The organism is Rhodococcus sp. ARC_M12 (assembly GCF_022810385.1).
Taxonomy (GTDB): domain Bacteria; phylum Actinomycetota; class Actinomycetes; order Mycobacteriales; family Mycobacteriaceae; genus Rhodococcoides; species Rhodococcoides navarretei.
In genome coordinates this window covers 18,560-43,449 of record NZ_JALGQI010000014.1, presented here as the reverse complement: position 1 = coordinate 43,449, position 24,890 = coordinate 18,560, and the positions used below count along the sequence as shown (strand labels likewise).

Below are 24,890 nucleotides of genomic sequence, written 5' to 3'. Positions count from 1 at the left end.
GTCCACGGTACCACCCCAAAAGCACTGTCCTGGTCCAGAAATCTGGATCCAGATGGACTCCAGTGCCCCCAGTCGGACTCGAACCGACACTGTGCGGATTTTAAGTCCGCTGCCTCTGCCAATTGGGCTATAGGGGCCACCGCTGGAGTCGCGCTCCAGCGGTGACGATCATATCGGGCTACTACTGCGCCGGGATGACCGGCGGCACGAAGTCGAAGGTCATACCGAGGAGCCACACGAGCAGCAGGACCACCGGGAAGTGGAAAATGAACTGCAGGAACGTGAATCCGATCAAGTCTCGCGCTCGCAGACCCAGAACTGCCAGCAAGGGCAGCATGAAGAACGGGTTGATCAGGTTCGGCAACGCCTCTGCCACGTTGTAGATCTGGACGGTCCAGCCGAGGTTCATCTGCACGTCTGTCGCGGATTGCATGACGTACGGCGCTTCGACGAGCCACTTGCCGCCGCCGGATGGAACGAACAGGCCGAGCACAACGGTGTAGATCGCAATGACCACGGCGAATCCGCCACCGCTGCCGATGTCGGTGAAGAAGTTCGCAAGGTGCTCGGAGATCGTGACGCCTCCCCGACCCTCCGCTTCGGTCAACATCGCCGCCATTGCGGCGTAGAGCGGGAACTGCACCAAGATGCCGGCGGTCGCGGGCACCGCTTTGCTGACCGAATCGAGGAAGCGCCGCGGAGTGCCGTGCAGTACGAGCCCGAGCATCAGGAACACCAGGAGATACCCGTTGAGGCTACTGACCACCGACAGCACCGGCAGCGTCAACAGTTGGGAGACAAGCCATCCCAGGGTCATCGCGCCCACGAAGAGTGGAAGAATTCTGCTGTACTCGAGCCATTCCCCTGGTCGACTGCGCGGAGCAGGCTCGGACACGGTGTCGTCCAAACTGACGTTCATGTCCTCGGCGGTTTTGATCGCCGCGCCCTTGGGTGCAGAGAAGTGCGCGATGGCCACCGTGAGAACGATGATGATCACGCACATCAGCAACGACTGCCACGTGAAAATGGTGGTTCCGAAGTCGAGTACACCCGTCACCGAAAGCAGCGTCGCCGGAAGCGAACTGGCCGTCGCCTGCAACTGCGCAGCCGATGACGACATTCCGAGGGCCCACACGGCTCCGAGTCCCATGAATGCCGCAGCTCCGAGTGCGCGGTAGTCCGTCCGCAGATCGTCGCGTCGCGCGATGGCCCGGGCCAGCAGCCCGGCGAACACCAGGCTCAGGCCCCAGTTCAGGAAGGACACCGAGCAGGACAGCAGAGCCACGAAACTGACTGCGCTACTGGAACTCTTAGGCACCTGCGCCAATCGGGTGATCAATCTGGCGACCGGTGGAGATGTGGCCACGACGTAGCCGGTCAGAACGACCATCGCCATCTGCAGCGTGAACGCAGTCAGGTCCCAGAAGCCGTTTCCGAACGCGTCGACCACATTCTGCGGGGACGAGCCGTTGGCGAAGGCGGCGACGGCAACGACCACCACGCCGACGAGGGCGAAGATGTACGCATCGGGGAACCACTTCTCGGTCCCCTTGGCGAGCGCTTGCGCTACGCGAGCCAGCCCTTTCTCGGCCGGCGCCTGGTCGGCCGGTGCCGGTGCCTGTTCGGCGGGTGACGTCATCGGTGGTCCTCACCTAGAAGGAAGCCGTGACGTAGGCCACAGCACCTGTAAGGTTTCACCGAAACATGCAGCGATGCAACCTACATCGCCGCAGACCGCATCTGCAGAATTGCAGATCAGATCTTGATGGACATCGCGATGCCGTCGAGGATGTCGTGCTCACTGACGGTCAACGAGCTCACGGCACCGCGTCGCTCGAATTCCTCGGCCAATACGCTGCACACAATTGCACCGCCGCCGATGACGTCGACCCGTCCGGGATGCATGGGGCCCAACGCACTTCGCTGCGTATGCGTCATGCCGATCAGTCGCTCGCACACCTCGAAGAGCTGATCGAAGGGCACACGTGACAGGTGCACCGCGTCTGCATCGTACTCGGGCAGTTCCTTGGCGATAGCCGCGATAGTCGTCATCGTGCCGGCCACCCCCACCCAGCTCGACGCGTCGCCGATCGACACTTCCTCGAATGCCTCCGCCAACTTCTCGCGGGCATACTCACGCGCACCGTTGATCTCGTCCGCGGTGGGAGGATCCGAATGCAGGAATCGTTCGGTCAGGCGCACACAACCGATGTTCGCCGAGAACGCCGACTTCACGCCTTTGGCGTCGCCCAGCACGAGCTCGGTGGAACCGCCGCCCAGATCGACGACAAGGAAAGGCCCTGCAGCAGAGTCGAGTTCACCGACCGCACCGGCGAAGGACAACCGCGCCTCTTCGTCGCCGGTGATCACTTCGGCTTCGGCACCGGGGATGACCTTGCCGAGTACCTCGCGCACCATCGAGAAGAAATCCTCGCGATTCGACGCGTCGCGCGTAGCCGAGGTTGCGACCATCCGCACCGCCGTCGCCCCGGTCTTACGGATGATCTCTGCGTACTCCACCAATGCCACCCGGGTGCGCTCGATCGCCTCGGGCACGAAGGCTCCCGTCGCGTCGACGCCTTGCCCGAGCCGCACCACTCGCATCTCACGCGAGACGTCGGCGAGGGACTTCCCGTTGTTGTCGGCGACGAGCAGGCGGATCGAGTTGGTGCCGCAATCTATTGCTGCAACCCTGGTCATTGTTTCTCCGCACGTAGTTCTTCGATGGTCGGCCAATCGGCCGGAATAGCCTTGCCGCGCAACGAGTTCTCGGCTGCCAACGCAACAGACTCGTCACCGAGCGGGTTGACGCCCGGGCCCTTGGCCAACGAGTGCGCGATCAGTACGTGCAAGCACTTGACCCGATCGGGCATGCCGCCGCCAGTGAAATCCGTTCCGAGAGATTCGATCTCGTCGCGCTCGGCCAGATAGGACTGATGGGCGCGCAGGTATGCCGCAGCCAATTCGGGATCGGTGCCCAGACGCTCGGTCATCTCCCGCATCACTCCGGCCGATTCCTGGCGACTGGCCTCGGCCGTCAGCCGCGGATCCGTCAAATAGAACAGGGTGGGAAAAGGCGTGCCGTCGGGCAGCTTCGGGGCGGTTTTCACCACACCCGGCTTGCCGTCCGGAGATCGGTACGCGATCTCGAGTACGCCACGCGGTTCACGTCCGAGCTGCGATGCGACCGCATCGAGATCTTCCTGCGAGACTGCCGAGGAATTCACCCGACCGGTCCTCCTTCTGGTTCTGGCACCGGCGGCGGAGCCGGTGCGGGTTCTGGCTGTACGAGAGGCATCGGTGCGGACGTCGGCTCCTGCGGCTCGTCCGAACCCTGGGGCTCGACCGCGGTGTTCCACAGTTCGGTGAACCACGGACCCGTCGGAGTGTCGTCCACCGCGAGGTCCTCGGAGCTCGGCGAGTAGTCGCCGGGCAGCTGCACCTGGTACGGCGTCTCCCCCGGCATGACGAAACGCAGTCGTTCACGTGCATCGGCCGCAATGCGGGACGGCTCGTCGAGCTGAGACTTCTGCACCCGCAGAGCCTCTACGTCCTTCTCCAGCGCTGCCCGCTCGGCCAACACGGACTCGAGCTCACTGCGTTGCGAGAAGTACGTGCGCAGCGGCACAGCCAACGTCAACGCCAGCGCACACACCACGACACCGAGAACGACGGCTCGTCCCGTGGACAGTCCGAAGAACGTCCGTTCGGGGATCTTCGGTCGACGGGCACCGACGCGCCGGGGAGCGGCCTTGCCGCCGACCACCGCGTCGCGCACCTGCTCGGAAGGTTCCGGTGGGGTGGCCTGCCGGCCGGAGGCGTTCCCGTCGCGATAGACGCCCCCGGCCTTGGACCGACTCGAAGAGGAGGAGCGGCCGCGGGGTCGGGGATCACGTCCACCTGGACTGGTCCCGGACCTGCCGCGCCGTGCCATCATTCACTCTCCACTTCGTGCCATACGTGCCTGTTCGCTATCCCTCGTAATTGAACCGGGGGAAAGACAACTCGCCGGCGTAACGCGCCGCATCGCCCAGAGCTTCTTCGATACGCAGCAACTGGTTGTACTTGGCCACGCGCTCGCTTCGAGCCGGAGCACCGGTCTTGATCTGGCCGCTGCCGACGGCAACTGCCAGGTCAGCGATGGTGGTGTCCTCGGTCTCGCCGGACCGGTGGCTCATCATCGTCTTGTAGCCGTTGCGGTGCGCAAGATCGACGGCGTCGAGGGTCTCGGTGAGCGTGCCGATCTGGTTGACCTTGACCAGCAGCGCGTTGGCGGCACCCTTCACGATGCCGTCTTCGAGACGCTCGGGGTTGGTGACGAAGAGATCGTCACCGACGAGCTGCACCTTGTCGCCGATCGACTCGGTGAGTGCAACCCAGCCGTCCCAGTCGTTCTCGTCGAGCGGATCCTCGATGGAGACCAGCGGGTAGGCATCGACGAGCTCGCCGTAGAACGCCGACATCTGCTCGGCGGTCTTGGTCTCACGCTCGAAGGCGTAGCCGGTGCCTGCCGTGTAGAACTCGGTGGCTGCCACGTCGAGGGCGAGGGCGACGTCCTGGCCGGGCTTCAGGCCGGTCTTGCCGATGGCCTCGAGGATGAGATCGAGGGCTGCCTTGGTGCCGGCGAGGTCGGGAGCGAAGCCGCCCTCGTCACCGAGTCCGGTGGACAGGCCCTTGGCCTTGAGCACGGACTTGAGTGCGTGGTAGACCTCGGCACCCCAGCGCAGCGATTCCTTGAACGTGGGCGCACCGATCGGCGCGATCATGAATTCCTGCACGTCGACGCCGCTGTCTGCGTGTGCGCCACCGTTGATGATGTTCATCATCGGGACGGGCAGAATGTGGGCGTTCGGGCCGCCGAGGTAGCGGAACAGCTCGAGGCCGGTGGACTCTGCGGCGGCCTTCGCGACGGCGAGCGAGACACCCAGCAGGGAGTTCGCGCCGAGGCGAGACTTGTCGGGGGTGCCGTCGAGGTCGAGCAGAGCCTGGTCGACGGTGCGCTGCTCGATGGCGTCGAGGCCGATGACCGCGGGTGCGATCTCGTCGAGGACCGCGTTGACTGCCTTTTCGACGCCCTTGCCGCCGTAGCGGTCTCCGCCGTCACGAAGCTCGACGGCCTCGTGCTCACCGGTGGATGCGCCGGAGGGAACGGCTGCACGGGTCAACGTCCCGTCGTCCAATGCGACCTCGACCTCAACCGTGGGGTTGCCACGGGAATCGAGGATCTCGCGAGCTCCGACCTGCTCAATGATGGCCACGAATGCTTCTCCTAGTAACGGGGACCGGCGGACTGTGCCGGGTGCAAGACTAGCCGCTCCCTCGCACTGCCCGCGATGCACGGAGTTTCTACGGCCTGGTGCCCACCGAGTACGCGGCCGCTCGATCGCGCACGTCACGCAGATACTGGCCCGAGAGGTTGTACGCCATCAAGGCGCTCTCCCAGCCCTGCGCCGTCCGCAGATCACCGCCGCGTGCACACAGATATCGCGCCGCGGTCAGCGCCGCGTCGTCGATGTTGTCTGGATCTGCGATGCCGTCCCCGTTGGCGTCGACGCCCCATTTCTTCCACGTCTCGGGGATGAACTGCATGGGGCCCATGGCCCGATCGAATACGGTGTCACCGTCCATGACGCCACCGTCCGTATCTGGAATCTCCGCCACGCCCGGCCCGCCGTCGAGTGGAATACCGCGGATCGGCGGCGCGACGAGTCCGTCGGGCTGCACGGACGAACCCTGGTAGGTCCCGTGTCTACTCTCGATGTATCCGATGCCCGCCAGCGTCGTCCAGGCGATTCCGCAGTCGGCATCGGTCTCGATCATGATCGCGGCAGCGTGCCCGTACGACGCGAGGGCCGTCACCGAGATGCCCAGCGCCTCGGTCTGAGGTTCGGCCCACGCGAGCAGCAGATCCGCTGTCCGGCCCGGGGCATTGAAGTCGATGGCAGGCACCTCGGTGCCGGGCCCGGGCGGAATACCCTCGGGAATCTCACGCTTCGGCTCGCCGCTGCCACACGCGGTGAGCGCAAGGAGGACCGACGCGGTGGCGAGCACGCAGATTCGTGAGATCACCTCACCATCCTGCACACGCAAGGTAATAGAAAGCTAAAGGCGGAGAAAACCGCAGGTCAACGTGCATTCGGACGGTGCTCCAGGGTGTATGTTTCTGTCAACCTTCACGCATGAGGGTCGCCTACCCTTCGCGAGGCAAGGCGTACCAATGTTCGACGCACAACAGGAGCACCATCCGTGTCTGTACTGGCCGCCGCAGGATCTACGCCGTCGATCGCCACCCAGATGTTCGGCAGTTGCCTGATCGGGCTGCGCGAGGGCCTCGAGACCGGCATCGTGGTAATGATCCTCGTCGCGTTCCTCGTCAAGGCCGACCGACGCGACGCTCTCAAATGGGTCTGGCTGGGAGTCGGCTTGGCCGTCGCGATGGTGGCCGCCATCTTCTTCGTGATCCACTACGGCACGTCCACCGTCACCGGATTGACCGCCGAGATCATCGCCGGAGCAGCATCGCTCGTGGCCGTGGTCATCGTGACCGCGATGGTCCTCTGGATGCGCACTGCCGCGAAGAACATCTCCGGCGAACTGCGGGCGAACATGGAGAAGGCCCTGACCGTCGGCCCAGCCGCGGTGCTGACGCTGGCATTCTTCGCCGTCGGCCGCGAGGGCGTCGAAACCGCGTTGCTCATGGTCGGCTACGCCGAGAACACCAACGGCAGCCTGTGGCCACTGCTCGGACTCCTACTCGGCATCGTCGTCGCTGCCGCGCTGACGGTGTTTCTGTACTTCGGCGCGGTGCGCATCAACTTCGCCGTGTTCTTCAAATACACGGGCATCTTCCTCATCGTGGTCGCCGCCGGAATCCTGGCCTACGGCATCCGCGCCCTGCAGATCGGCGGAGTTCTGCCCGGTGGCGGTGCCGTCGCCTTCGACATCACCGCACACTTCGACGCCTCGAGCTGGTACGGCACCGTGCTCGCCGGCATCTTCAACTTCCGGCCCGAACCCACTGTGTTCCAAGCGATCGCGTGGGTGCTCTACATCGTGGTCGTCCTCTACCTCTTCCTCCGCCCGGTTCGCGTTCCCGCGACCCCCGAGCCAGCTCTGCAATCCTCCTGAAAGGCACCACCACCATGCGTCGTACCACCTACGCTCTGGCCGCCGTCGCGGTTCTGCCGATGGCTCTGGCCGGATGCACAGAGAAGTCCTCCACCGAGGCCGCGTCGGGCGATATTGCCGTCACCGCAACCGACTCCTCCTGCGACGTCGGCGCTTCCGAGGGCACCACCGGAAACTCGACGTTCCAGATCACCAACAACGGCAGCAAGGTCACCGAGTTCTACGTCTACGGCGAGGGTGACCGCGTCATGGGCGAAGTGGAGAACATCGGACCCGGCTTGACGCGTCAGCTCATCGTCGCCCTGCCCGACCCCGGCACATACCAAACCGCCTGCAAGGCAGGCATGGTGGGCGACGGCATCCGCGCCGATTACGTCGTCACCGGCGACTCGGTGCGTTCGACAGACGAGGACGGCTTGCTCACCGAGGCGGCTGCGGGCTACAAGCGCTACGTCGTCAGCCAGATCGATGCACTGCAGGAGACCACGACGTCGTTCGTCACCGCCGTCAAGAGCGGGGACGTGGCCGCAGCCAAGGCCCAGTTCCCCATCGCGCGTAGCTATTACGAGCGCATCGAGCCAGTCGCCGAGAGCTTCCCCGACGACCTCGACCCGCGCATCGACCTGCGTGAGCCCGACGTGGAGCCCGGAGCCGAATGGACCGGCTTCCACCGCATCGAGAAGGACCTGTGGACGCAGGGAATGCAGCCCGACACGAACGCGATGGCCGATCAGCTCGAGGCCGACATCACCGAACTCGCAGACAAGATCAAGGCCGAGGATTTCACGATCGATCCCATCCAGGTCGCTGGTGGCGCACAGGGATTGCTCGACGAGGTCGCCAAGACCAAAATCAGCGGTGAAGAGGACTTCTTCTCGCACACCGACCTGTGGGACTTCCAGGCCAACGTCGACGGCTCACAGGCGGCCATTGCTGCCGTCCGCCCCATCCTCGACGAGCGCAACGCCGAGCTCGGCACCGCCATCGACGCCCGCTTCGCCGAGCTCGATGCCGAACTCGCCAAGTACCGCAGCGGGGACGGCTTCGTGTTCTACGACACCGTGACCGAGCCGCAGCGCCAGGAACTCTCGAACAAGATCGATGCCTTGTCCGCCGAAGTGAGTCAGGTGCAGGGTGTCGTCGCCGGACAGTAAGACCGGGCAGTTCTCCCGACGGCGCCTCTTCGGCGCCGTCGGGACCGGTGCTGCGCTCGTGGGAGTCGGGGCCCTCGCAGGACATGCAACGGCCTCCGGTGCCGAGGCACCCGTTTCGGACGTCGTCGAATTCCGTGGAGACCACCAGGCCGGCATCGTCACCCCCGCGCAGGATCGTATGCACTTCGTCGCGTTCGACATCACCACCGACTCGCGCGAGGACTTCGTTGCGCTGCTGAAGAAGTGGACCCTGATGGCCGAACGGCTCACCAAGGGTGAGGAGACGTTCGACGGCGGCGCAGTCGACGGCGGCGAGTACAACGTGCCCGCCGATACCGGCGAAGCACTCGGCCTGACGGCGTCGTCGCTGACGTTGACGATCGGATTCGGTCCGTCGATGTTCGACCGATTCGATCTGGCATCGAAAAAGCCTGCGTCACTTGCCGATCTGCAGCATTTTCCGGCCGACAACCTCGATCCCAGCCGCTCCGGCGGTGACCTGTGCATCCAGGCCTGTGCCGACGACCCCCAGGTTGCCGTCCACGCCATCCGCAACCTTGCTCGCGTAGGTTTCGGCACGGTGTCGGTGAAATGGTCGCAACTCGGCTTCGGTCGAACCTCCTCCACCTCGACCACCCAGGCAACTCCGCGAAACCTGTTCGGATTCAAGGACGGAACGGCCAACCTCAAGGCCGAGGATCCGTCGTTGCTGGACGAGAACGTGTGGGTCTCTGCCGACGACGATCAAGAGTGGATGGCAGGTGGCTCCTACCTCGTGGCGCGTCGAATCCGAATGTTGATCGAATCGTGGGACCGCACCACGTTGAAGGAACAAGAGCGAGTGATCGGCCGCAGCAAGGGAACTGGTGCGCCGCTCGGGCAGAAAGACGAATTCGACGCACTCGATTTCGAGTCCCAGGGCCCCGAGGGCACGTTCATCGACAAGACCGCGCACGTGCGCCTGGCGTCGAAGGAGAACCTCGGCGGCGTCCAGCTCCTGCGTCGGGGATACAACTTCACCGACGGCTCCGACGGCTTCGGCCACCTCGACGCCGGACTGTTCTTCATCGCCTACTGCCGCGACCCACTGACCCAATTCGTCCCGATGCAATTGGCCCTCTCCCGCAAAGACGCATTGAACGAATACATCCAACACGTGGGATCCGCGGTATTCGCCTGCCCACCCGGCGTCGGAGAATCCGGATACTGGGGTTCGACGCTGTTCGAGTAGCCCGGCCGCCCCCACCCCGTCCCCGTCCAACCCCACCCCGTCCGCGTCAATGGACCCTTGCATGCGTCTGACCGCTGCAAGGGTCCATTGACGCAGCAGCCTGGTTCGCGTGAATGGCGCACTGCATACGTCTGGGCAGTGCAGTGGTCCATTGACGCGTTCGGGGGGGGTGGGCGTCCGGGGGGGTGGGCGGTCCGGACGGGAGTGTCAGCCCCGCAGACCCCAATGCTCTATCCAGTCCAGTGCAGACATCTCCCCCGACTCGATGCCGGCGTTGCGGGCCGACGCTTCGGCATTGCGGATCAGGGTTGCGAAATCCAATACCCGACGCCGCAGTGCGTCCTCGGCACTGTCTCCTCCGTGCGAGTGATCGACCCCGATGTGTACGACGCGTAGGCCGTCGGGAATCAGCTCGTCGGGCAGGCCTGCCTTGGTGGCCCGTCCGATCACTTTCTGCGCCAGTGCGAGTGACGGCTGAGACAGGGCGATTCCGTCGACGCAGGACCCGCGTGCCTTCTCCGATGCCTTCTTCTCTTCCCATGCCCGCTCTTGTTCGGCGATGTCGATGGGACCGGCATCCGTTCGACCGAGGTGCGGGCTGCGGTGGGTGAGCTTGGCGACGAGTCCGGCGGCGACGTCGTCGACATCGAACGCGTTCTCGGCGGCATCCTGAGCGATCCTGGAATGAAAGAGGACCTGCAGCAACAGGTCTCCGAGTTCCTCGCGCAGGTCCACCAGGTTGCCCGCGGCGATGGCGTCGAGCAGCTCGTAGGTTTCTTCCAGGAGGTAACCGCGCAACGACTCGTGGGTCTGCTGCGCTTCCCAACCGCCGAGGGTGCGCAGGCGATCCATGAGTTGCACGGCTGCGATGACGTCGTCACCAGGTAGCTTCTCAGCAGCAACGACGCGTTCGCCGCGCGCGATCCGATCCTGGACGTCGGGGTTGGCCGGGTCGGTGCTCACCAGCACTGCGTCGACGGCGTCGGGCGCAGCGGTTCCCGAGAACAGCCACCGCACCCGCACCGGTACCTCTTCGGTGAATTGCACCGCGCCGCCGAGGAATTCGACAGCATCCACCGGCACTTGTGTGGGTCGAACAGGGTCGAGCAGAACTACCGTCACCGCTACACCCCCACTGTTTGCTCCAACAACACCGACCGAGATGGCTTCCCGTCCAAGGATAGGATGAGATCGGCGATGAACTGCACCAATTCGACGTCGCGTACGCGCGCCGCCCCCACGCCGCCCCCTTCGACGCGCGGCAGCGGCAACTGGACCACTCCGGTCGTGGCCCGGTATGCAGCGCTCGGGTAGAGCCGCTTGAGTCGGATCTGCTTGGAGTCGGGCAAGTCCATCGGCGCCAGCTTCACCTGCGTTCCGGCAACGTTGACGTCGGTGAGACCGTATTCCTTGGCGATCAGGCGCAGCTTGGCGATAGAGACCAGTCGGCCGACCTCCTCGGGCAACGGGCCGTACCGGTCGACGAGCTCTTCGATGACGGCGTCGATGCCCTCGGAATCGGCTGCCGCAGCGAGCTTTCGATAGCCCTCGAGTCGCAACCGATCGCTGGTGACGTAGTCGGGTGGGATGTTGGCGTCGACGGGGAGGTCGATACGAACTTCCTTGGGTGCCTCGTCGGTGGTGATGGGCTTTCCGTCGGCGGCCGCGCGGTACGCCTCGACCGCCTCACCGACGAGCCGCACGTACAGGTCGAATCCGACGCCTGCGACGTGGCCGGACTGCTCCGCGCCCAGAACGTTTCCGGCACCACGGATTTCGAGGTCCTTCATCGCCACGGCCATACCGGCACCGAGGTCGGAGTTCTGCGAGATGGTCGCCAGCCGGTCGTAGGCGGTCTCGGTGAGCGGCTTCTCGGGCGGATACAGGAAGTACGCGTAGCCACGCTCGCGGCTACGCCCCACGCGACCGCGGAGCTGATGCAACTGCGACAGGCCGAGCGAATCGGACCGCTCCACGATCAGTGTGTTGGCGTTGGAGATGTCGAGACCGGTCTCGATGATGGTGGTACACACCAACACATCGGTCTCGCGTTGCCAGAACCCCTGCACGGTGCGCTCGAGGGTCTCCTCGTTCATCTGACCGTGTGCCGTCGCCACCCGGGCCTCGGGGACCAGATCGCGGATCTTCTTCGCGGCCTTGTCGATCGAGCTGACTCGGTTGTGCACGAAGAACACCTGGCCGTCGCGCAGCAGCTCACGCCTGATGGCCGCGGCGACCTGCTTGTCGTTGTACGCGCCCACGTAGGTGAGCACCGGGTGCCGCTCCTCGGGTGGGGTGAGAATGGTCGACATCTCACGGATTCCGGCGAGGCTCATCTCGAGCGTTCGGGGAATCGGAGTCGCCGACATCGTCAGGACGTCGACGTGGGTTCGGAGCGACTTGATGTGCTCCTTGTGCTCGACGCCGAAGCGCTGCTCCTCGTCGACGATGACCAAACCGAGGTCCTTCCACGCGACACCGGTCTGCAGCAACCGGTGCGTACCGACGACGATGTCCACCGTCCCGTCGGCCAACCCGGCCATGACCTCCTTGGACTCGGAGCCGTGCGTGAAGCGAGAGAGCCCCCTGACGGTCACCGGGAACGACGCCATCCGTGCGGTGAAGGTCTGCAGATGCTGTTGCGCCAGAAGCGTTGTCGGCACGAGCACGGCGACCTGCTTGCCGTCCTGCACTGCCTTGAACGCGGCGCGCACCGCGATCTCGGTCTTGCCGTAGCCGACGTCGCCGAGAATGACACGGTCCATCGGAACCGCCTTCTCCATGTCCGCCTTCACGTCGGTGATGGCCGTCATCTGGTCGACCGTCTCGGTGAAGCCGAACGCATCCTCCATCTCGAGCTGCCACGGGGTGTCGGGTCCGAAAGCGTGTCCGGGAGCCGCCTGCCGAGCCGCGTACAGCTGCACGAGCTCTCCGGCGATCTCGCGAACTGCCTTGCGCGCCTTGCGTTTAGTATTGGCCCAGTCCGATCCGCCGAGTTTGCTCAGAGACGGCAGCTCACCGCCGACGTAACGCGAGAGCTGGTCGAGCGAGTCCATGGGGACGAAGAGTCGATCTCCGGGATGACCGCGCTTGCTGGGTGCGTATTCGACGACGAGATATTCGCGTCGCGCACCGCCGATGGTGCGCTCGACCATCTCGACGAATCGGCCGATGCCGTGCTGATCGTGCACGACGCTGTCGCCGGCCACGAGGGCGAGCGGATCGACCTGATTACGACGCTTCGCCGGGAGTTTGCGTCCCTCGCCCGCCGCGGCCACGCGGTTGCCGGTCAGATCGCTCTCGGTGACGACCACGAGCTTCGCGTCGGGAAACACCAGGCCGTCGTGCAACGATCCGCACAGGACGTTGACGATGTCAGCGACCGGGACCGCACCGGAATCGAGATGTGCTGCAGGCACTTCCGCCTCGGCGAGGCGTTCGATGATGCGGGTGGCGGTACCTGCACCGGCGACGGAGATGACAGCGCGACCACCGGTGGCGATGTGCGCCCGCAAGGTCGCGAACAGGGCCGTCAGCGCCTCCTCGGACCCCCGAACCTCCGGAACCGAATCGACGGCGAGTTCGACTTCCTCACCGTTGCCGGAAGCGAGCGGGCTGATGGTCCACCACGGACGGCCGTGCACTTGCGCAGACTCGCGAACCTGCCGCAGGGAACGGTAGGCAGAAGCACCGAGGTCGAGTGACGCCCCTTCGAGGCTGGACGTGTCGAGGGTGGAGGTATCGAGCGGCGCAGCTCCACCGATCGATGCAGCCGTCCAGGATGCTTCGAGGAACTCCTGGCCCGTGCGCACCAGATCTGTTGCGCGCGTACGAATTCGCTCGGGGTCGCACAGCAACACGTGTGTTCCTGCGGGGAGAGTATCGGCGAGCAATTGCAGCTCACCCGGCTGCAGCAGCGGCAGCAACGCCTCCATGCCCTCGACCGGGACGCCTGCGGACAGCTTGTCGAGCATCTCGACCAACGCGGTATCGCCGGCATTGTCGGCTGCGAGCACTGCGGCGCGATCGCGGACTTCCTGGGTGAGCAACAGTTCGCGGCACGGCGGCGCGATGACCAGATCTACCTCGTGATCGGGCAACGAACGCTGATCGGAGACTGCGAACGCACGGAGCTCGGTGATCTCGTCGCCCCAGAATTCCACGCGCACCGGATGATCTGCCGTCGGCGAGAAGAGGTCGAGGATGCCGCCGCGGACAGCGAACTCGCCGCGCTTGCCGACCATGTCCACGCGCACATAGCCGAACTCGACGAGTCGGTGGATCAAGCCGTCGAAATCGATGTCCAGACCGACCTTCAGGGTCACGGGCTCGATCTCGCCGAGGCCAGGGGCCATCGGCTGCACCAGCGACCGGACGGTGGTGACGATGACGCGCAGGGGATCGCCGTAGTCGGCGTCGCCGGGGCGCGCGAGCCGTCGGAGCACGTCGAGGCGTTTGCCGACGGTGTCGGCGCTCGGTGAGAGTCGCTCGTGCGGAAGCGTCTCCCACGATGGGAACATGACCACTCCGCCGCCGAGAATCTGGCGGAGTTCGTCGGTCAGATCGTCCGCTTCACGCCCGGTGGCGGTGACGATCAACAGCTGGGTGTGCTGCGCGATCGCAGCGGCGACGAACGGGCGAACCGAGTGCGGTCCGATGAGCGTGTGCTCAGCGGTTCCGATTGCGTCGGCAACGGCCACCATCGACGAATCCGTCAGCGCCACGCTCGCCAGACCCGAGAGTTGCAGCGCCGCGTCGGGAACGATCGGGGCCGGCCCGGATGGAGAAATGGCAGGCAGAGAATCGGAAGACAACAGCAATGCTCCTACAAGCGATTCGAGGCGATGGCTGCTCACGCACAGTCACCACCGAGTCTATGGGAGTACACCGACTGCCCGGCAGGCGGGAGACGAGGACGGGCTACGTCAGAGCTGCTTCCAGCATCGACACGAGGGCCTCGGCGGCAGCGGCCGAGTCGTGACCCGGATCGTGCAGGCACTCGGTGACGATCGCGTCGCCTGCGATCAACGGCGAGTACCCGGATCGGCTGCGCGACGACATCGCGGAGTTCGTACAGAAGAACCGGTAGCTACGGCCCGAAGCGAATGACTCGACGTGCTGCGAATTCGCGGAAGTAGTCGAGCTTGTTGGCAGGCACCAAAGCCGGAAGAAGGTAGTACCAGAGGCGCTCCATGCGCGACGGCAGTTCCTCGGTGGTGGAGGTGGCAACGGCGACCATGTGCACACCCGTCAGAATCTCGAGCACGAGGGATCCGATGGTCTTGGGGTCCGAGTTGGGGTCGATGTCACCCTGCGCGATGGCCTTGGCGGCGAGCTTGTCGAACGATTCGCTCCACCCGGCCATGACGTTGCCCTCGGTCCCCCGGTAATCGCCGATCTGGTGGCTCAGCCGAAGCATGGCCGAGACCATGGGATCGCTGACCGAGAGGTCGACGACGATGTAGGAGATGCCGATGGCCGCTTCCAGCGCCGGGATGCGGCCGTCGTTGAACTGCTGGCATGCAGTGATCAGGCGGGAATTACCCTCGTCGATGACCGCCCGCGCAAGTTCTTCCTTGGATCCGAAGTGGAAGTACAGAGCGCCCTTGGTGACCTGTGACTGAGAGATGATTTCGCTGAGGCTCGCGTTCGCGTACCCGAGGCGCAAGAATACGTTCGCTGCGCCAGCCAGCACGGTGTCGCGAGTGATTTCAGCGCGAGCCTGCCTGACCATAGGATCCGCCTTCGCAATTTCAGAACTGCCACTGCGCAAATTACGCCCGAACGGTACCACTGAGTGGCTTTACGTCTTGTGCCAACATGCATCGGTCCGATCGAGAACCCTGCCGGGAGTGACAGAGCTCTCACGGCCGACAAAGGGGACGATACCCCCTCTTTCCCAGGCAAGAGTCGAAACCGAGTCTCATTCCTCGGTCAATCGAGGGTCGGCCTCCAGATTCGTCAGTCCGTTCCAGCACAGGTTGACCACGTGCGCCGCAACCACCTCTTTCGACGGTGTGCGCACATCGAGCCACCATTGCGCCGTCATCGACACCATTCCCACCAAGGCCTGGGCGTACATGGGCGCGAACTCGGGATCCAGTCCGCGGCGTGAGAAGTCCCCGGCCAGCATGTGCCCGACGCGACCGATGGCCTCGTTGAGCAACGACGAGTACTTACCGTCCTCGGCAGCGGCAGGGGAATCACGGACGAGAATGCGAAAACCGTCGGTCCGGTCCTCGATGTAGGTCAGCAGTGCAAGTGCGACACGTTCGACGCGAATTCGCGACCGATTGAGGTCGAGTGACTTGGTGATCATGCCGAGAAGCGTCGACATCTCCCGATCGACGATGACGGCGTAGAGGCCTTCCTTGCCGCCGAAGTGTTCGTAGACGACCGGCTTGGACACGTTCGCACGTCCGGCGATCTCCTCCACCGAGGCAGCCTCGTACCCGCGTTCGGCGAACAGCGTCCGACCCACCTCTATCAACTGTTCGCGCCGTTGCGTCCCTGTCATCCGAACCCGAGGTGAGCGTTCCTGCTCGGAGGCTGCGCCTGTCATGGAAAACCGCTTCCGTTGCCGACCGTGTGCACTGTCGGACGCCGCATTCGACGCCTTCCCTCACCCTAACCATGCCCGAACCATCCGGTTTCGAGCGTCGGGAGTGCGGGTACCAGAACGGGTCGCGTGGTCTCTATTACGTCGCGGTTCGACTCACCACCACCTCGCGTGCGAGGATCGTTGCGCTCAGTGGGAGCGCAGCGGCAAACGAATGAGTCGTTCGATTCGTCGGCCACTGATGAAACCGCTGGCCGTTTATCCGCCGTGGTGTAATGGCAGCACCTCTGATTTTGGTTCAGATAGTTCAGGTTCGAGTCCTGGCGGCGGAGCGAGCAACATCATTCGTGCATACCGTCTTCGCGTTACCGCCTGAGGAGCTCAATGCCTGTGCAGACCGCCGTGGTCGTTCTCGCTGCGGGTGCAGGTACCCGAATGCGGTCGAAGACTCCGAAAGTTCTGCATCCCCTCGCCGGCCGCACGATGCTCGCGCACGCTCTCCACGCAGCCGCCGACCTCGGCCCCGACCATCTGGTGACCGTCGTCGGGCACGATCGCGAGCGAGTGACCGACGCCGTCAACGACCTCGCGGCCACCTTCGGTCGCACGATTCACACCGCCGTCCAGGATCGCCAGCTCGGCACCGGACACGCCGTCCAGTGCGGCCTCGCAGCCCTTCCCGACGACTTCGAGGGCACGATCCTCGTCACCGCGGCCGATGTTCCCCTGCTCGACGGCCACACACTCAAAGCTCTGCTCGACGAGCATCTGAGCGCCCCGCGGCCCGCGGCCGCAACAGTGCTGACCTTTCTTCCCGACGATGCCAACGGCTACGGCCGCATCGTCCGCACCGACGACGGTGAAGTGGCCGAGATCGTCGAGCACGCCGACGCCACCCCCGCTCAAGTGCTGATCGGTGAGGTCAACTCCGGCGTCTACGCATTCGACGCCGTTGCACTGCGTATCGCCCTGGGCAAACTCAGCACCGCCAACGCTCAGCACGAGCTGTATCTGACCGACGTCGTCAAGATCAGCAAGGCCGACGGCAGAGCCGTCTACGGCACCCAGCTCGCCGATCCCGATCTGGTGGTGGGCGTGAACGACCGCGTCCAGCTCGCGCACGTCACGTCCGTGCTCAACCGCCACATCGTCGAACGGCACATGCGGGCCGGAGTCACCGTCGTCGACCCGTCGACCACCTGGATCGACATCGACGTCACCCTCGGCGCGGACGTCCGCATCGAACCCGGCGTCCAACTCCACGGCAAGACCCACATCGCCGACGACGCCATCGTCGGGCCGGACTCGACCCTGCGTGACGTCGAGATCGGCGAGCGCGCGTCGGTCGTACGAACCCACGCCGAGCAGGCCGTGATCGGACCCGACGCCACCGTCGGGCCGTTCACCTACCTTCGTCCCGGCACGGTGCTGGGCGAAGGCGGCAAACTCGGTGCCTACGTCGAGACGAAGAACGCCACGATCGGCAACCACACCAAGGTTCCGCACCTCACGTACGTCGGCGACGCCACGATCGGGCACCACAGCAACATCGGTTGCTCCAACGTCTTCGCCAACTACGACGGCGTCAACAAGAGCCGTACGGAAATCGGATCCCACGTACGGACCGGTTCCGACTCGACGTTCGTCGCACCCGTGCATGTGGGCGACGGCGCTTACACCGGTGCAGGAACAGTGGTTCGGGACGATGTTCCTCCCGGCGCGCTGGCTGTCTCCGGTGGCAAGCAACGCAATATCGAAGGCTGGGTCATCGACAACAGACCCGGAACCGAAGCTGCGAAAGCAGCGGCGCTCGCAGATCGTGATCGGCAAGAACAAAAGGACGGCGAAGAGCAGTGACCACCCCTAATTGGATCGACAACCAGAAGAACCTGATGTTGTTTTCTGGTCGAGCACATCCGGAGTTGGCCGAGCAGGTCGCCAAGGAACTCGGAATCGACGTCACTCCGCAGACCGCGCGTGACTTCGCCAACGGCGAGATCTTCGTTCGCTTCGAGGAGTCGGTCCGCGGATCGGACGCCTTCGTGCTGCAGTCGCATCCGTTCCCGCTCAACACCTGGCTGATGGAACAGCTCATCATGATCGACGCGCTCAAGCGCGGATCGGCCAAGCGCATCACCGCGATCCTGCCGTTCTATCCCTATGCGCGACAGGACAAGAAGCACCGCGGCCGCGAGCCCATCTCCGCCCGCCTGGTCGCCGACCTGCTCAAGACAGCAGGAGCCGACCGCATCATCACCGTCGACCTGCACACCGATCAGATCCAGGGCTTCTTCGACGGCCCCGTCGATCACATGCATGCACACAGCCAGCTCGCCGATCACATCCGCGGTAAGTACAGCCTCGAGCACATCACCGTCGTCTCTCCCGACTCCGGCCGTGTGCGCGTCGCCGAGAAGTGGGCCGACTCGTTCGGCGGCGCACCGCTCGCCTTCATCCACAAGACGCGTGACCCGTTGGTGCCCAACCAGGTCAAGTCCAACCGCGTGGTCGGTGACGTCGAAGGCCGCACCTGCATCCTCATCGACGACATGATCGACACCGGCGGCACCATCGCCGGAGCAGTCAAGGTACTCAAGGAAGCCGGAGCGGGTGACGTCGTCATCGCTGCAACCCACGGCGTGCTGTCCAACCCGGCCGCCGAGCGCCTCGCCAACTGCGGTGCCAAGGAAGTCGTCGTCACCAACACCCTGCCGATCAGCGACGAGAAGCGCTTCGACACGCTGACCGAGCTCTCGATCGCTCCGCTGCTGGCTCGCACCATCCGCGAGGTCTTCGAAAACGGTTCGGTGACAAGCTTGTTCAACGGCAGCGCCTAGTACTCCTGGGTCCTTCCGCAGGCTCCACTCCCGACCTCCAGGTCTGTTTCGCTCGATCCGAAACCCGCCCCGCCCACTCTCCGTCCGCGTCGCATGAACTACGTCACCTCCGTGACCCGAACATGCAGCTCGCGAGACGGGGGTGTGCGGGGCGGGTTTTGTTGTCACCTAAGATGACTCGTCGTGATCGACGCAGACTCTTCCCACGGCCCGGCTGGAACTACTACGGTCAGAATCGCCCGATGGACGCCGGGCGGGTGCGTCTGGTGCGGTAGCACCGACAGCGTCGAGGACTTCCGAAACGAGCCGCGCTGTGGTCTGTGCCGCGAGAAGGAAGCCGTCATCGACGAGGCCAAGCACTTCATCGGGATGTACGGCCTGCGCCCTCTGGGCGGCACGCTGGCGTCCGAGGACGAGGAGGAGCGCGAATACCGCGTCACCGCTCGGGATGCACGTGAGGTGCTCAACCGGATTCGGCTCGAGAAGCTGCCCGATCCGGCTGCTGTCCGCAAAGCGTTGCGTCCCAGGGCCGCTGCCGCAGGGAACGCACCGGTCTCGCCGACATCCGCTCCGGCGAAGGCACCGGCGAAGAAGTCTCAGGCCGGTGTCACCGGAATCGATGCGATCGAACTGCAGTCCCGCGTGGAGAAGTTGCTCGGCCAACTCACCTCCGTCGACGAGCAGATCAGCGCGCTCGACGGCGTGCAGGGCCTCCCGGCACGTGCTCGCATGAAGGATCTCGAACGGCAGCGGACAACCGTGCTGTCCACTCTGGCCGCGCTCGAGAAGGCTCGTCGCCGCACCAACTGATCCACGTAGTCTGATCGAGTGCTACGCAAGCGTTCGATCTCGCGGCAGGTGCTCGACGTCACCTACGCCGTCGTCTTCGTTCTTCTGCTGCTGCCGTCAACCCTGAGCGGACCCTACGGCTCTCCCGCCGTGGTTGTCCTGATCGGGTTCGGCCTCGCACTGGCAGTTCGGCGCCGATCACCGCGACTGTCGTTGGCGCTCGCCTGGGTGCTCGCCGTCGTGCAGATGGTCGGCGGGGTACTCGACCTCTCGGCCGATACAGCGATCTTCGCGATCCTGTACTGCACGGCCGCGTACGGCGACAACGTGGTTCGACGCCTCGGGCTGGCGTCGGCCGTCGGCGGCGGAGTGATCGCAGCGTTGTATCTGGCCTACGTGGACGGCAATCCATTCGGCTCGCCGACCGAAGAGGTCTACCAGGAACCTCGACTCCTACAGTTCGCCCTACTCCTCGCGGGCCTGTGGGCAATGCTCGGTCTGTCCTGGGCCCTGGGCCGGCTCGCCTACGCGCGCCGCTCGGCCATCGAATCCGCACACGCGCGCGAGCTTGCCGAGGTACATCAGGCCCGCGCCGAACACGAAGTGGCAATCGAGCAGGAGCGCAACCGAATTGCCCGCGACATGCACGACATCGTGGCGCACTCGCTCGCCGTGGTGATCGCTCAGGCCGACGGTGCACGCTACGTGCGCGCCGTGGACCCCGCTGCCGTCGACACCGCACTGACGACCATCTCCGACACCGCCCGCGAGGCTCTGTCCGACGTTCGGGTGCTACTGGGACAGCTTCGGCACAGTCAGGGTGATCTACCGACCCCTGGCCCCGGCGATCTGGAGCGCCTGTTCGATCAGATGCGTGCCACCGGCCTGACCATCGACTCCTCGATCGACCCCACCGAAGTGTCGTTGGGTGCCGGAACGCACTTGGCGCTGTATCGCATTGCCCAAGAATCGCTGACCAACGCCCTGCGGCACGGTGATCCGGACCGACCGGTGACCGTGACCATCGAATCCGATTCTGCCGGCATCGAACTGACGGTGCGCAACAGCGTTCTCCCCGGGCGTGACAGCCCCGAATCCTCCGGTCACGGAGTCGCAGGAATGAAAGAGCGCGCCAGCCTCGCCGGTGGCATGTGCACCGCGACCGGCGACGGCTCGTCGTGGACCGTGACTGCCTGGCTTCCTGCCGCCGGATCGTCCACGAAAGGAATCGACTGATGGCCGATCGAATCAAGGTGGCGCTGGTCGACGACCAGCAACTGTTCCGGGCGGGTATTCGCATGCTCATCTCCTCGCAGGCCGATCTGGAATTCGTCGGCGAGGCGGGTAACGGACGAGAAGCCGTCGAGCTCGCCGCGTCGGCGACTCCGGACGTGATGCTCATGGACGTCCGGATGCCGGTGCTCGACGGTATCGCCGCGACCGAGCAGATTCTGGCTGCCTCCGATACTCCTCCGCGGATCCTGGTCCTGACGACGTTCGACCTCGACGAGAGTGCGGCACGGGCAATTCGTTCGGGAGCAAGCGGATTCGTACTCAAGGATGCGGACCCGGAATTTCTGCTCGCCGCGATCCGCACGGTGCACGCAGGTAATTCGGTGATCGCCGCCTCCGCGACGACGGGTTTGCTGGCTCATTTCACGCCGACGCCGGTGGTGCCGAAGGTTCCGGATGCGTTCGCCACTCTCACTGCGCGGGAGAAGGAGCTCTTCAGGCTCACAGCCCGCGGATTGAGCAACTCGGAGATCGCCGAGCTGGAGTACCTGAGCGAGGCGACGGTGAAAACGCACATCAGCCGCATATTCGCCAAGCTCCATCTGCGTGATCGAGTGCAGCTGGTGGTCTACGCATTCGAGCACGGACTGACCGGAGACTGACCCCGAAGTCATCCTGCAGATGTACGAGGCGAAGACTCGCGCCTGATTACTCCGGTCCGCCGAGTTCATAGCGTTGTGGACATGACGACAACACATCCCCCGGTCGCCCGGGCATTTCAGGTCAGCAAGTATTTCGGCGACTCGTCCAATCCGGTGAGCGCCCTCGACAACGTGTCTCTCGATATTCACAGCGGACAGTTCACTGCCATCATGGGTCCGTCCGGTTCCGGAAAGTCGACCCTGATGCATGTCATGGCGGGCTTGGACAACGCCAGTTCAGGTCATCTGATGTTGGCCGGCGCAGACATCACTTCGGCGAACGACGACGCTCTGACGACGTTGCGGCGCAAGCAGGTCGGCTTCATCTTTCAGTCCTTCAATCTTGTCCCCACCCTCGATGTTCGGGGCAACATCCTGCTGCCGTTCGAGCTCGACGGCCGTGCGCCCACAGCGCAGCAGTCGGCATGGATCGAGCAGCTCATCGATACTCTCGGACTGCAGGAGCGGGTGAACCACCGCCCGCATCAGCTCTCGGGTGGGCAGCAGCAGCGCGTTGCGATCGCCCGGGCGCTGGGCACACGGCCGCATCTGATCTTCGCCGACGAGCCCACCGGCAACCTCGACTCCCGCACCGGCCGTGAGGTTCTCGGCCTACTCGCTGCAGCGGTGCGCGAGTACGGCCAGTCGATCGTCATGGTCACCCACGACCCCATCGCGGCCAGCTACGCCGATCGCATCGTCTTCCTCGCCGACGGGCACATCGTCGACGAGCTGGGACGTTCCAATGCGGAGCAGATTTCGAGCTACATGCTGGGAATGGAGAGCGTCCGATGAGTGCGTTGACTTCCGCTCAGGCGTCGAAGGAGCACGGTGCCAGCATTCTGGTCACCTCGCTGGCGTCGTTCTTCGGTGTGGTCTTGATTCAGGCCACGGCGTTTCTCGTCGATATCTTCGGGGACGCCGACGGTGCGGCCGTCACTGCGCTGTACAGCGTGGCGCTGGTATTCATCGGCCTCGCGTTGTACGTCGCGGCGGTGGTCACCTCGAACACGTTCGCGACGATCGTCGCGGGGCGCACCCGCACCATCGCACTACTTCGACTGCTGGGAGCCCGCTCTCGTGACCTGCGCAGATCGGTAGCACGCGAGGGCCTCGTCGTCGGATTGTTCGGTGGCGCAGTCGGTATGGTCCTCGGCGTCGGCGCGAGTCACCTGGCCCGGGCCGTTGCGGTCTCGGCCGGTCAGCTGCCGGACGTGCAGTACACGTCCGTTCAACCGCTGGTGATCCTGCCGGTTGTCATCGTGGTGCTGACGACGACGTTGGCGTCGTACATCGGATCTCGAAAGGTCCTGGACGTGACGCCTGTACAGGCAACCGGAGGTGCCGTCGACACCGGAGTGGAGGCCCCGCGGTCACGTCGTATCAGGACGGTGTTGTCGATCGTGCTGATCGCCGGCGGAACAGCGCTGCTCGGGCTCGGGATCTTGGTCGGGATGCTCAACCCGGGCGGTGTTCTGGTCGCCTTCCTCGGTGGTGTCGCGTCGTTCACCGGGATCATGGTCGGTGCCTACCGAATTCTGCCCGCGACGCTGAAGGCGGTAGGCAGACTGTTCGGCCGCGGACCAGCGGCGAGATTGGCCTCGGCCAACGCAATTCGCTATCCGGATCGCAGCACCCGCACCGCGGTGGGATTGCTGATCGGGGTGACGTTGGTGACGACGTTCGCGGTCGCGATGTACAGCTACCGGTCGATGCTCGTCAACGAGTTCGACGAAGCATCGGTCGACCAGGTCCTCACCGTGACGGTGGGAATCATGACCGGCCTCATCGGGTTCTCGGCTGTGATCGCGGCGGTCGGGATGGTGAACAACCTCCTGCTGAGCATTCTGCAGCGCACCCGAGAGATCGGTCTGCTCCGCGCTCTCGGATTCACCCGCAAGCAGATTCGGGCGATGATCCTCTCGGAGAGCAGCCAGATGGTGGTCGCATCGATGGGCTTCGGTCTGATCCTCGGCATCGTCTACGGCTGGGCCGCAGCGCAATCTCTGCTGGGTTCCTTGGATTCACGCGGGCTCACCGCACCCACCCTGCCGTGGGCGGTTATCGCCGGAACCGTGCTGTGCGGTGGCCTCCTCGCACTCGGTGCGTCACTGACACCGGCGCGACGTGCGAATCAGATCTCGCCAGTCGTTGCGCTGGCGGACGCCTGATCGCGAGGCTACGGGCCGGGTTGCGCACTACCGACGCCGATCGACGGGATGCCGTCGATCGGCGGTCGTAGCGTGCACTGGTGCCCACTCTGCCGGGCACTGCCTGTGGATAACGTGATCGAGTTATCCACAATTGCGAGATTGCCACTGTTGCAGGGTCTCCATAACCGCAACGGTGTACCAATGGGGGTTTACACGGTGCAACAATTGGTGGCGCAAGGGCTCAGTACGAGCACGATTTCGAGGCGATCGCAGTCGGGCGAACTCGTACGCCTACTACCGAAGGTCTACGCGACTGAGAAACCGGACTACTTCGACCTGTGCATCGGTGCGACTCTGTGGAGACCGGATGCCGTGCTGAGCCACGAAAGTGCGGCCTGGTTGTGGGGACTGATCGACTACGAACCGCGTCTCGTCTCTGTCACGGTAGCCCCGAACACCCAGTCGAGGTCGGTGCCCTGGATTCGAATCCATCGCCGACGCCTCTTGCTCGATGCCGTACTCCACCGAGGCCTGCGAGTCGTGTCACTGGAACAGACATTCGTCGACGTGGCGACCTCGTTGTCGACGCCCGATCTCGAGAAGTTCTTCGACAACGCCATCGACCATCATCTGCCGTGGCGACGGGTTGCCGCTTTGTGTGACACGGCCAAAGGGATGCACGGGATGGCTGCCGTTCGGAAGCAGCTTCGAACATGCTGCCCGAGAACACGATCCGAGCCGGAGCGCGTGGTAGCGCGGGCATTGACCGCTCGCCACTTCACCATGGAGATCAATGCGCGCGTAGGAAAGTTCTACGGCGACCTGGTCGACTTTTCCGCACGAGTCATCGTCGAAATCGATGGCCGAGAGTTCCATACGGACCCCGCCACGTTCAACAACGATCGTCGACGGCAGAACGAGTTGGTGCTCGACGGCTGGTTGGTGCTGAGATACTCGGCAGCAACGGCACTTGCGGACCTCGATCGCGTTGTGGACGAAATCATCACCGTGGTGCGCCGTCGTCGGAAATCGATCGCGGCAACGGACCGTCGACTCCCGTGATTCTGCGGCTGCGGCGGGCCGGAGTGCACGCTACGGACGCAGA

General features: G+C 64.5%; 22 protein-coding genes and 2 tRNA genes. 12 read left to right on the top strand and 12 right to left on the bottom strand.

Annotation, left to right across the window (positions count from 1 at the left end; all coding sequences use genetic code 11):
- Positions 1-63 precede the first annotated feature (63 nt).
- The 7 genes from MTX35_RS17830 to MTX35_RS17800 form a co-directional block, all read right to left on the bottom strand.
- Positions 64-137: transfer RNA gene (locus MTX35_RS17830), tRNA-Leu, on the bottom strand.
- A gap of 44 nt (positions 138-181) precedes the next feature.
- Positions 182-1,639, bottom strand: coding sequence for a short-chain fatty acid transporter (locus MTX35_RS17825; RefSeq protein WP_243596253.1), 1,458 nt, complete (start codon positions 1,637-1,639; stop codon positions 182-184).
- Between the two features lie 116 nt (positions 1,640-1,755).
- Entirely contained in the window at positions 1,756-2,700 is a 945-nt protein-coding gene (locus MTX35_RS17820) for a Ppx/GppA phosphatase family protein (RefSeq protein WP_243596252.1), read from the bottom strand.
- A complete protein-coding gene (locus MTX35_RS17815; protein WP_243596251.1) occupies positions 2,697-3,227 on the bottom strand; it encodes a DUF501 domain-containing protein in 531 nt (176 codons plus the stop codon). The genes MTX35_RS17820 and MTX35_RS17815 overlap by 4 nt, the downstream gene beginning before the upstream one ends.
- Positions 3,224-3,937: a septum formation initiator family protein gene (locus tag MTX35_RS17810; protein WP_243596250.1), complete on the bottom strand. Its 714-nt coding sequence runs from the start codon at positions 3,935-3,937 to the stop codon at positions 3,224-3,226. The genes MTX35_RS17815 and MTX35_RS17810 overlap by 4 nt, the downstream gene beginning before the upstream one ends.
- Before the next feature lie 34 nt (positions 3,938-3,971).
- The gene (eno, locus tag MTX35_RS17805; protein WP_243596249.1) at positions 3,972-5,258 is read right to left on the bottom strand and encodes a phosphopyruvate hydratase; all 1,287 of its coding nucleotides are present in this window, start codon (positions 5,256-5,258) and stop codon (positions 3,972-3,974) included.
- Positions 5,259-5,346: 88 nt separating this feature from the next.
- Positions 5,347-6,069, bottom strand: a complete 723-nt coding sequence (locus MTX35_RS17800) for a lytic murein transglycosylase (RefSeq protein WP_243596248.1) — start codon at positions 6,067-6,069, stop codon at positions 5,347-5,349.
- 177 nt (positions 6,070-6,246) lie between these two features.
- Here MTX35_RS17800 and efeU point away from each other — a divergent pair, with 177 nt between their 5' ends.
- From efeU to efeB, 3 genes are read left to right on the top strand one after another with little or no spacing between them, the layout of a single operon-like run.
- On the top strand, positions 6,247-7,128 hold the full coding sequence (gene efeU / locus MTX35_RS17795; RefSeq protein ID WP_243596247.1) for an iron uptake transporter permease EfeU: 882 nt from the start codon (positions 6,247-6,249) through the stop codon (positions 7,126-7,128).
- A gap of 14 nt (positions 7,129-7,142) precedes the next feature.
- Entirely contained in the window at positions 7,143-8,282 is a 1,140-nt protein-coding gene (efeO, locus tag MTX35_RS17790; RefSeq protein ID WP_243596246.1) for an iron uptake system protein EfeO, read from the top strand.
- On the top strand, positions 8,263-9,513 hold the full coding sequence (efeB, locus tag MTX35_RS17785; protein ID WP_243596245.1) for an iron uptake transporter deferrochelatase/peroxidase subunit: 1,251 nt from the start codon (positions 8,263-8,265) through the stop codon (positions 9,511-9,513). The genes efeO and efeB overlap by 20 nt, the downstream gene beginning before the upstream one ends.
- 207 nt (positions 9,514-9,720) lie before the next feature.
- Here efeB and MTX35_RS17780 read toward each other — a convergent pair whose 3' ends face one another.
- The 5 genes from MTX35_RS17780 to MTX35_RS17760 all read right to left on the bottom strand — a co-directional run bounded on the left by MTX35_RS17780 (position 9,721) and on the right by MTX35_RS17760 (position 16,075).
- Complete coding sequence (locus MTX35_RS17780; protein ID WP_243596244.1) at positions 9,721-10,635, bottom strand: MazG family protein; 915 nt, start codon at positions 10,633-10,635, stop codon at positions 9,721-9,723.
- Between the two features lie 2 nt (positions 10,636-10,637).
- A complete protein-coding gene (gene mfd / locus MTX35_RS17775; RefSeq protein ID WP_243596372.1) occupies positions 10,638-14,216 on the bottom strand; it encodes a transcription-repair coupling factor in 3,579 nt (1,192 codons plus the stop codon).
- Positions 14,217-14,433: 217 nt separating this feature from the next.
- The gene (locus MTX35_RS17770) at positions 14,434-14,574 is read right to left on the bottom strand and encodes a hypothetical protein (protein WP_243596243.1); all 141 of its coding nucleotides are present in this window, start codon (positions 14,572-14,574) and stop codon (positions 14,434-14,436) included.
- A gap of 28 nt (positions 14,575-14,602) precedes the next feature.
- Positions 14,603-15,247, bottom strand: a complete 645-nt coding sequence (locus MTX35_RS17765) for a ScbR family autoregulator-binding transcription factor (RefSeq protein ID WP_243596242.1) — start codon at positions 15,245-15,247, stop codon at positions 14,603-14,605.
- A 189-nt stretch (positions 15,248-15,436) separates the two neighbouring features.
- Positions 15,437-16,075 carry a TetR/AcrR family transcriptional regulator gene (locus tag MTX35_RS17760; RefSeq protein ID WP_094613864.1) on the bottom strand — a complete coding sequence of 213 codons (639 nt, stop codon included), beginning with the start codon at positions 16,073-16,075 and terminating at the stop codon, positions 15,437-15,439.
- A 258-nt stretch (positions 16,076-16,333) separates the two neighbouring features.
- On the opposite strand from MTX35_RS17760, the gene MTX35_RS17755 reads away from it, so the two are divergent.
- The 9 genes from MTX35_RS17755 to MTX35_RS26050 all read left to right on the top strand — a co-directional run bounded on the left by MTX35_RS17755 (position 16,334) and on the right by MTX35_RS26050 (position 24,847).
- Positions 16,334-16,404, top strand: a tRNA-Gln gene (locus MTX35_RS17755).
- Between the two features lie 52 nt (positions 16,405-16,456).
- A complete protein-coding gene (gene glmU / locus MTX35_RS17750; RefSeq protein WP_243596241.1) occupies positions 16,457-17,929 on the top strand; it encodes a bifunctional UDP-N-acetylglucosamine diphosphorylase/glucosamine-1-phosphate N-acetyltransferase GlmU in 1,473 nt (490 codons plus the stop codon).
- Entirely contained in the window at positions 17,926-18,909 is a 984-nt protein-coding gene (locus tag MTX35_RS17745; protein ID WP_308198140.1) for a ribose-phosphate diphosphokinase, read from the top strand. Before glmU ends, MTX35_RS17745 begins: the two co-directional genes overlap by 4 nt.
- Before the next feature lie 183 nt (positions 18,910-19,092).
- On the top strand, positions 19,093-19,719 hold the full coding sequence (locus tag MTX35_RS17740; protein WP_243596240.1) for a hypothetical protein: 627 nt from the start codon (positions 19,093-19,095) through the stop codon (positions 19,717-19,719).
- Positions 19,720-19,737: 18 nt separating this feature from the next.
- Positions 19,738-20,934, top strand: coding sequence for a sensor histidine kinase (locus MTX35_RS26055; protein ID WP_243596239.1), 1,197 nt, complete (start codon positions 19,738-19,740; stop codon positions 20,932-20,934).
- Positions 20,934-21,593, top strand: a complete 660-nt coding sequence (locus MTX35_RS17730; protein WP_243596238.1) for a response regulator transcription factor — start codon at positions 20,934-20,936, stop codon at positions 21,591-21,593. The genes MTX35_RS26055 and MTX35_RS17730 overlap by 1 nt, the downstream gene beginning before the upstream one ends.
- An 81-nt stretch (positions 21,594-21,674) precedes the next feature.
- Positions 21,675-22,427, top strand: a complete 753-nt coding sequence (locus MTX35_RS17725; protein WP_243596237.1) for an ABC transporter ATP-binding protein — start codon at positions 21,675-21,677, stop codon at positions 22,425-22,427.
- Positions 22,424-23,803: an ABC transporter permease gene (locus MTX35_RS17720; RefSeq protein WP_243596236.1), complete on the top strand. Its 1,380-nt coding sequence runs from the start codon at positions 22,424-22,426 to the stop codon at positions 23,801-23,803. Before MTX35_RS17725 ends, MTX35_RS17720 begins: the two co-directional genes overlap by 4 nt.
- A gap of 522 nt (positions 23,804-24,325) precedes the next feature.
- The gene (locus tag MTX35_RS26050; RefSeq protein WP_308198139.1) at positions 24,326-24,847 is read left to right on the top strand and encodes a DUF559 domain-containing protein; all 522 of its coding nucleotides are present in this window, start codon (positions 24,326-24,328) and stop codon (positions 24,845-24,847) included.
- Positions 24,848-24,890: the final 43 nt, after the last annotated feature.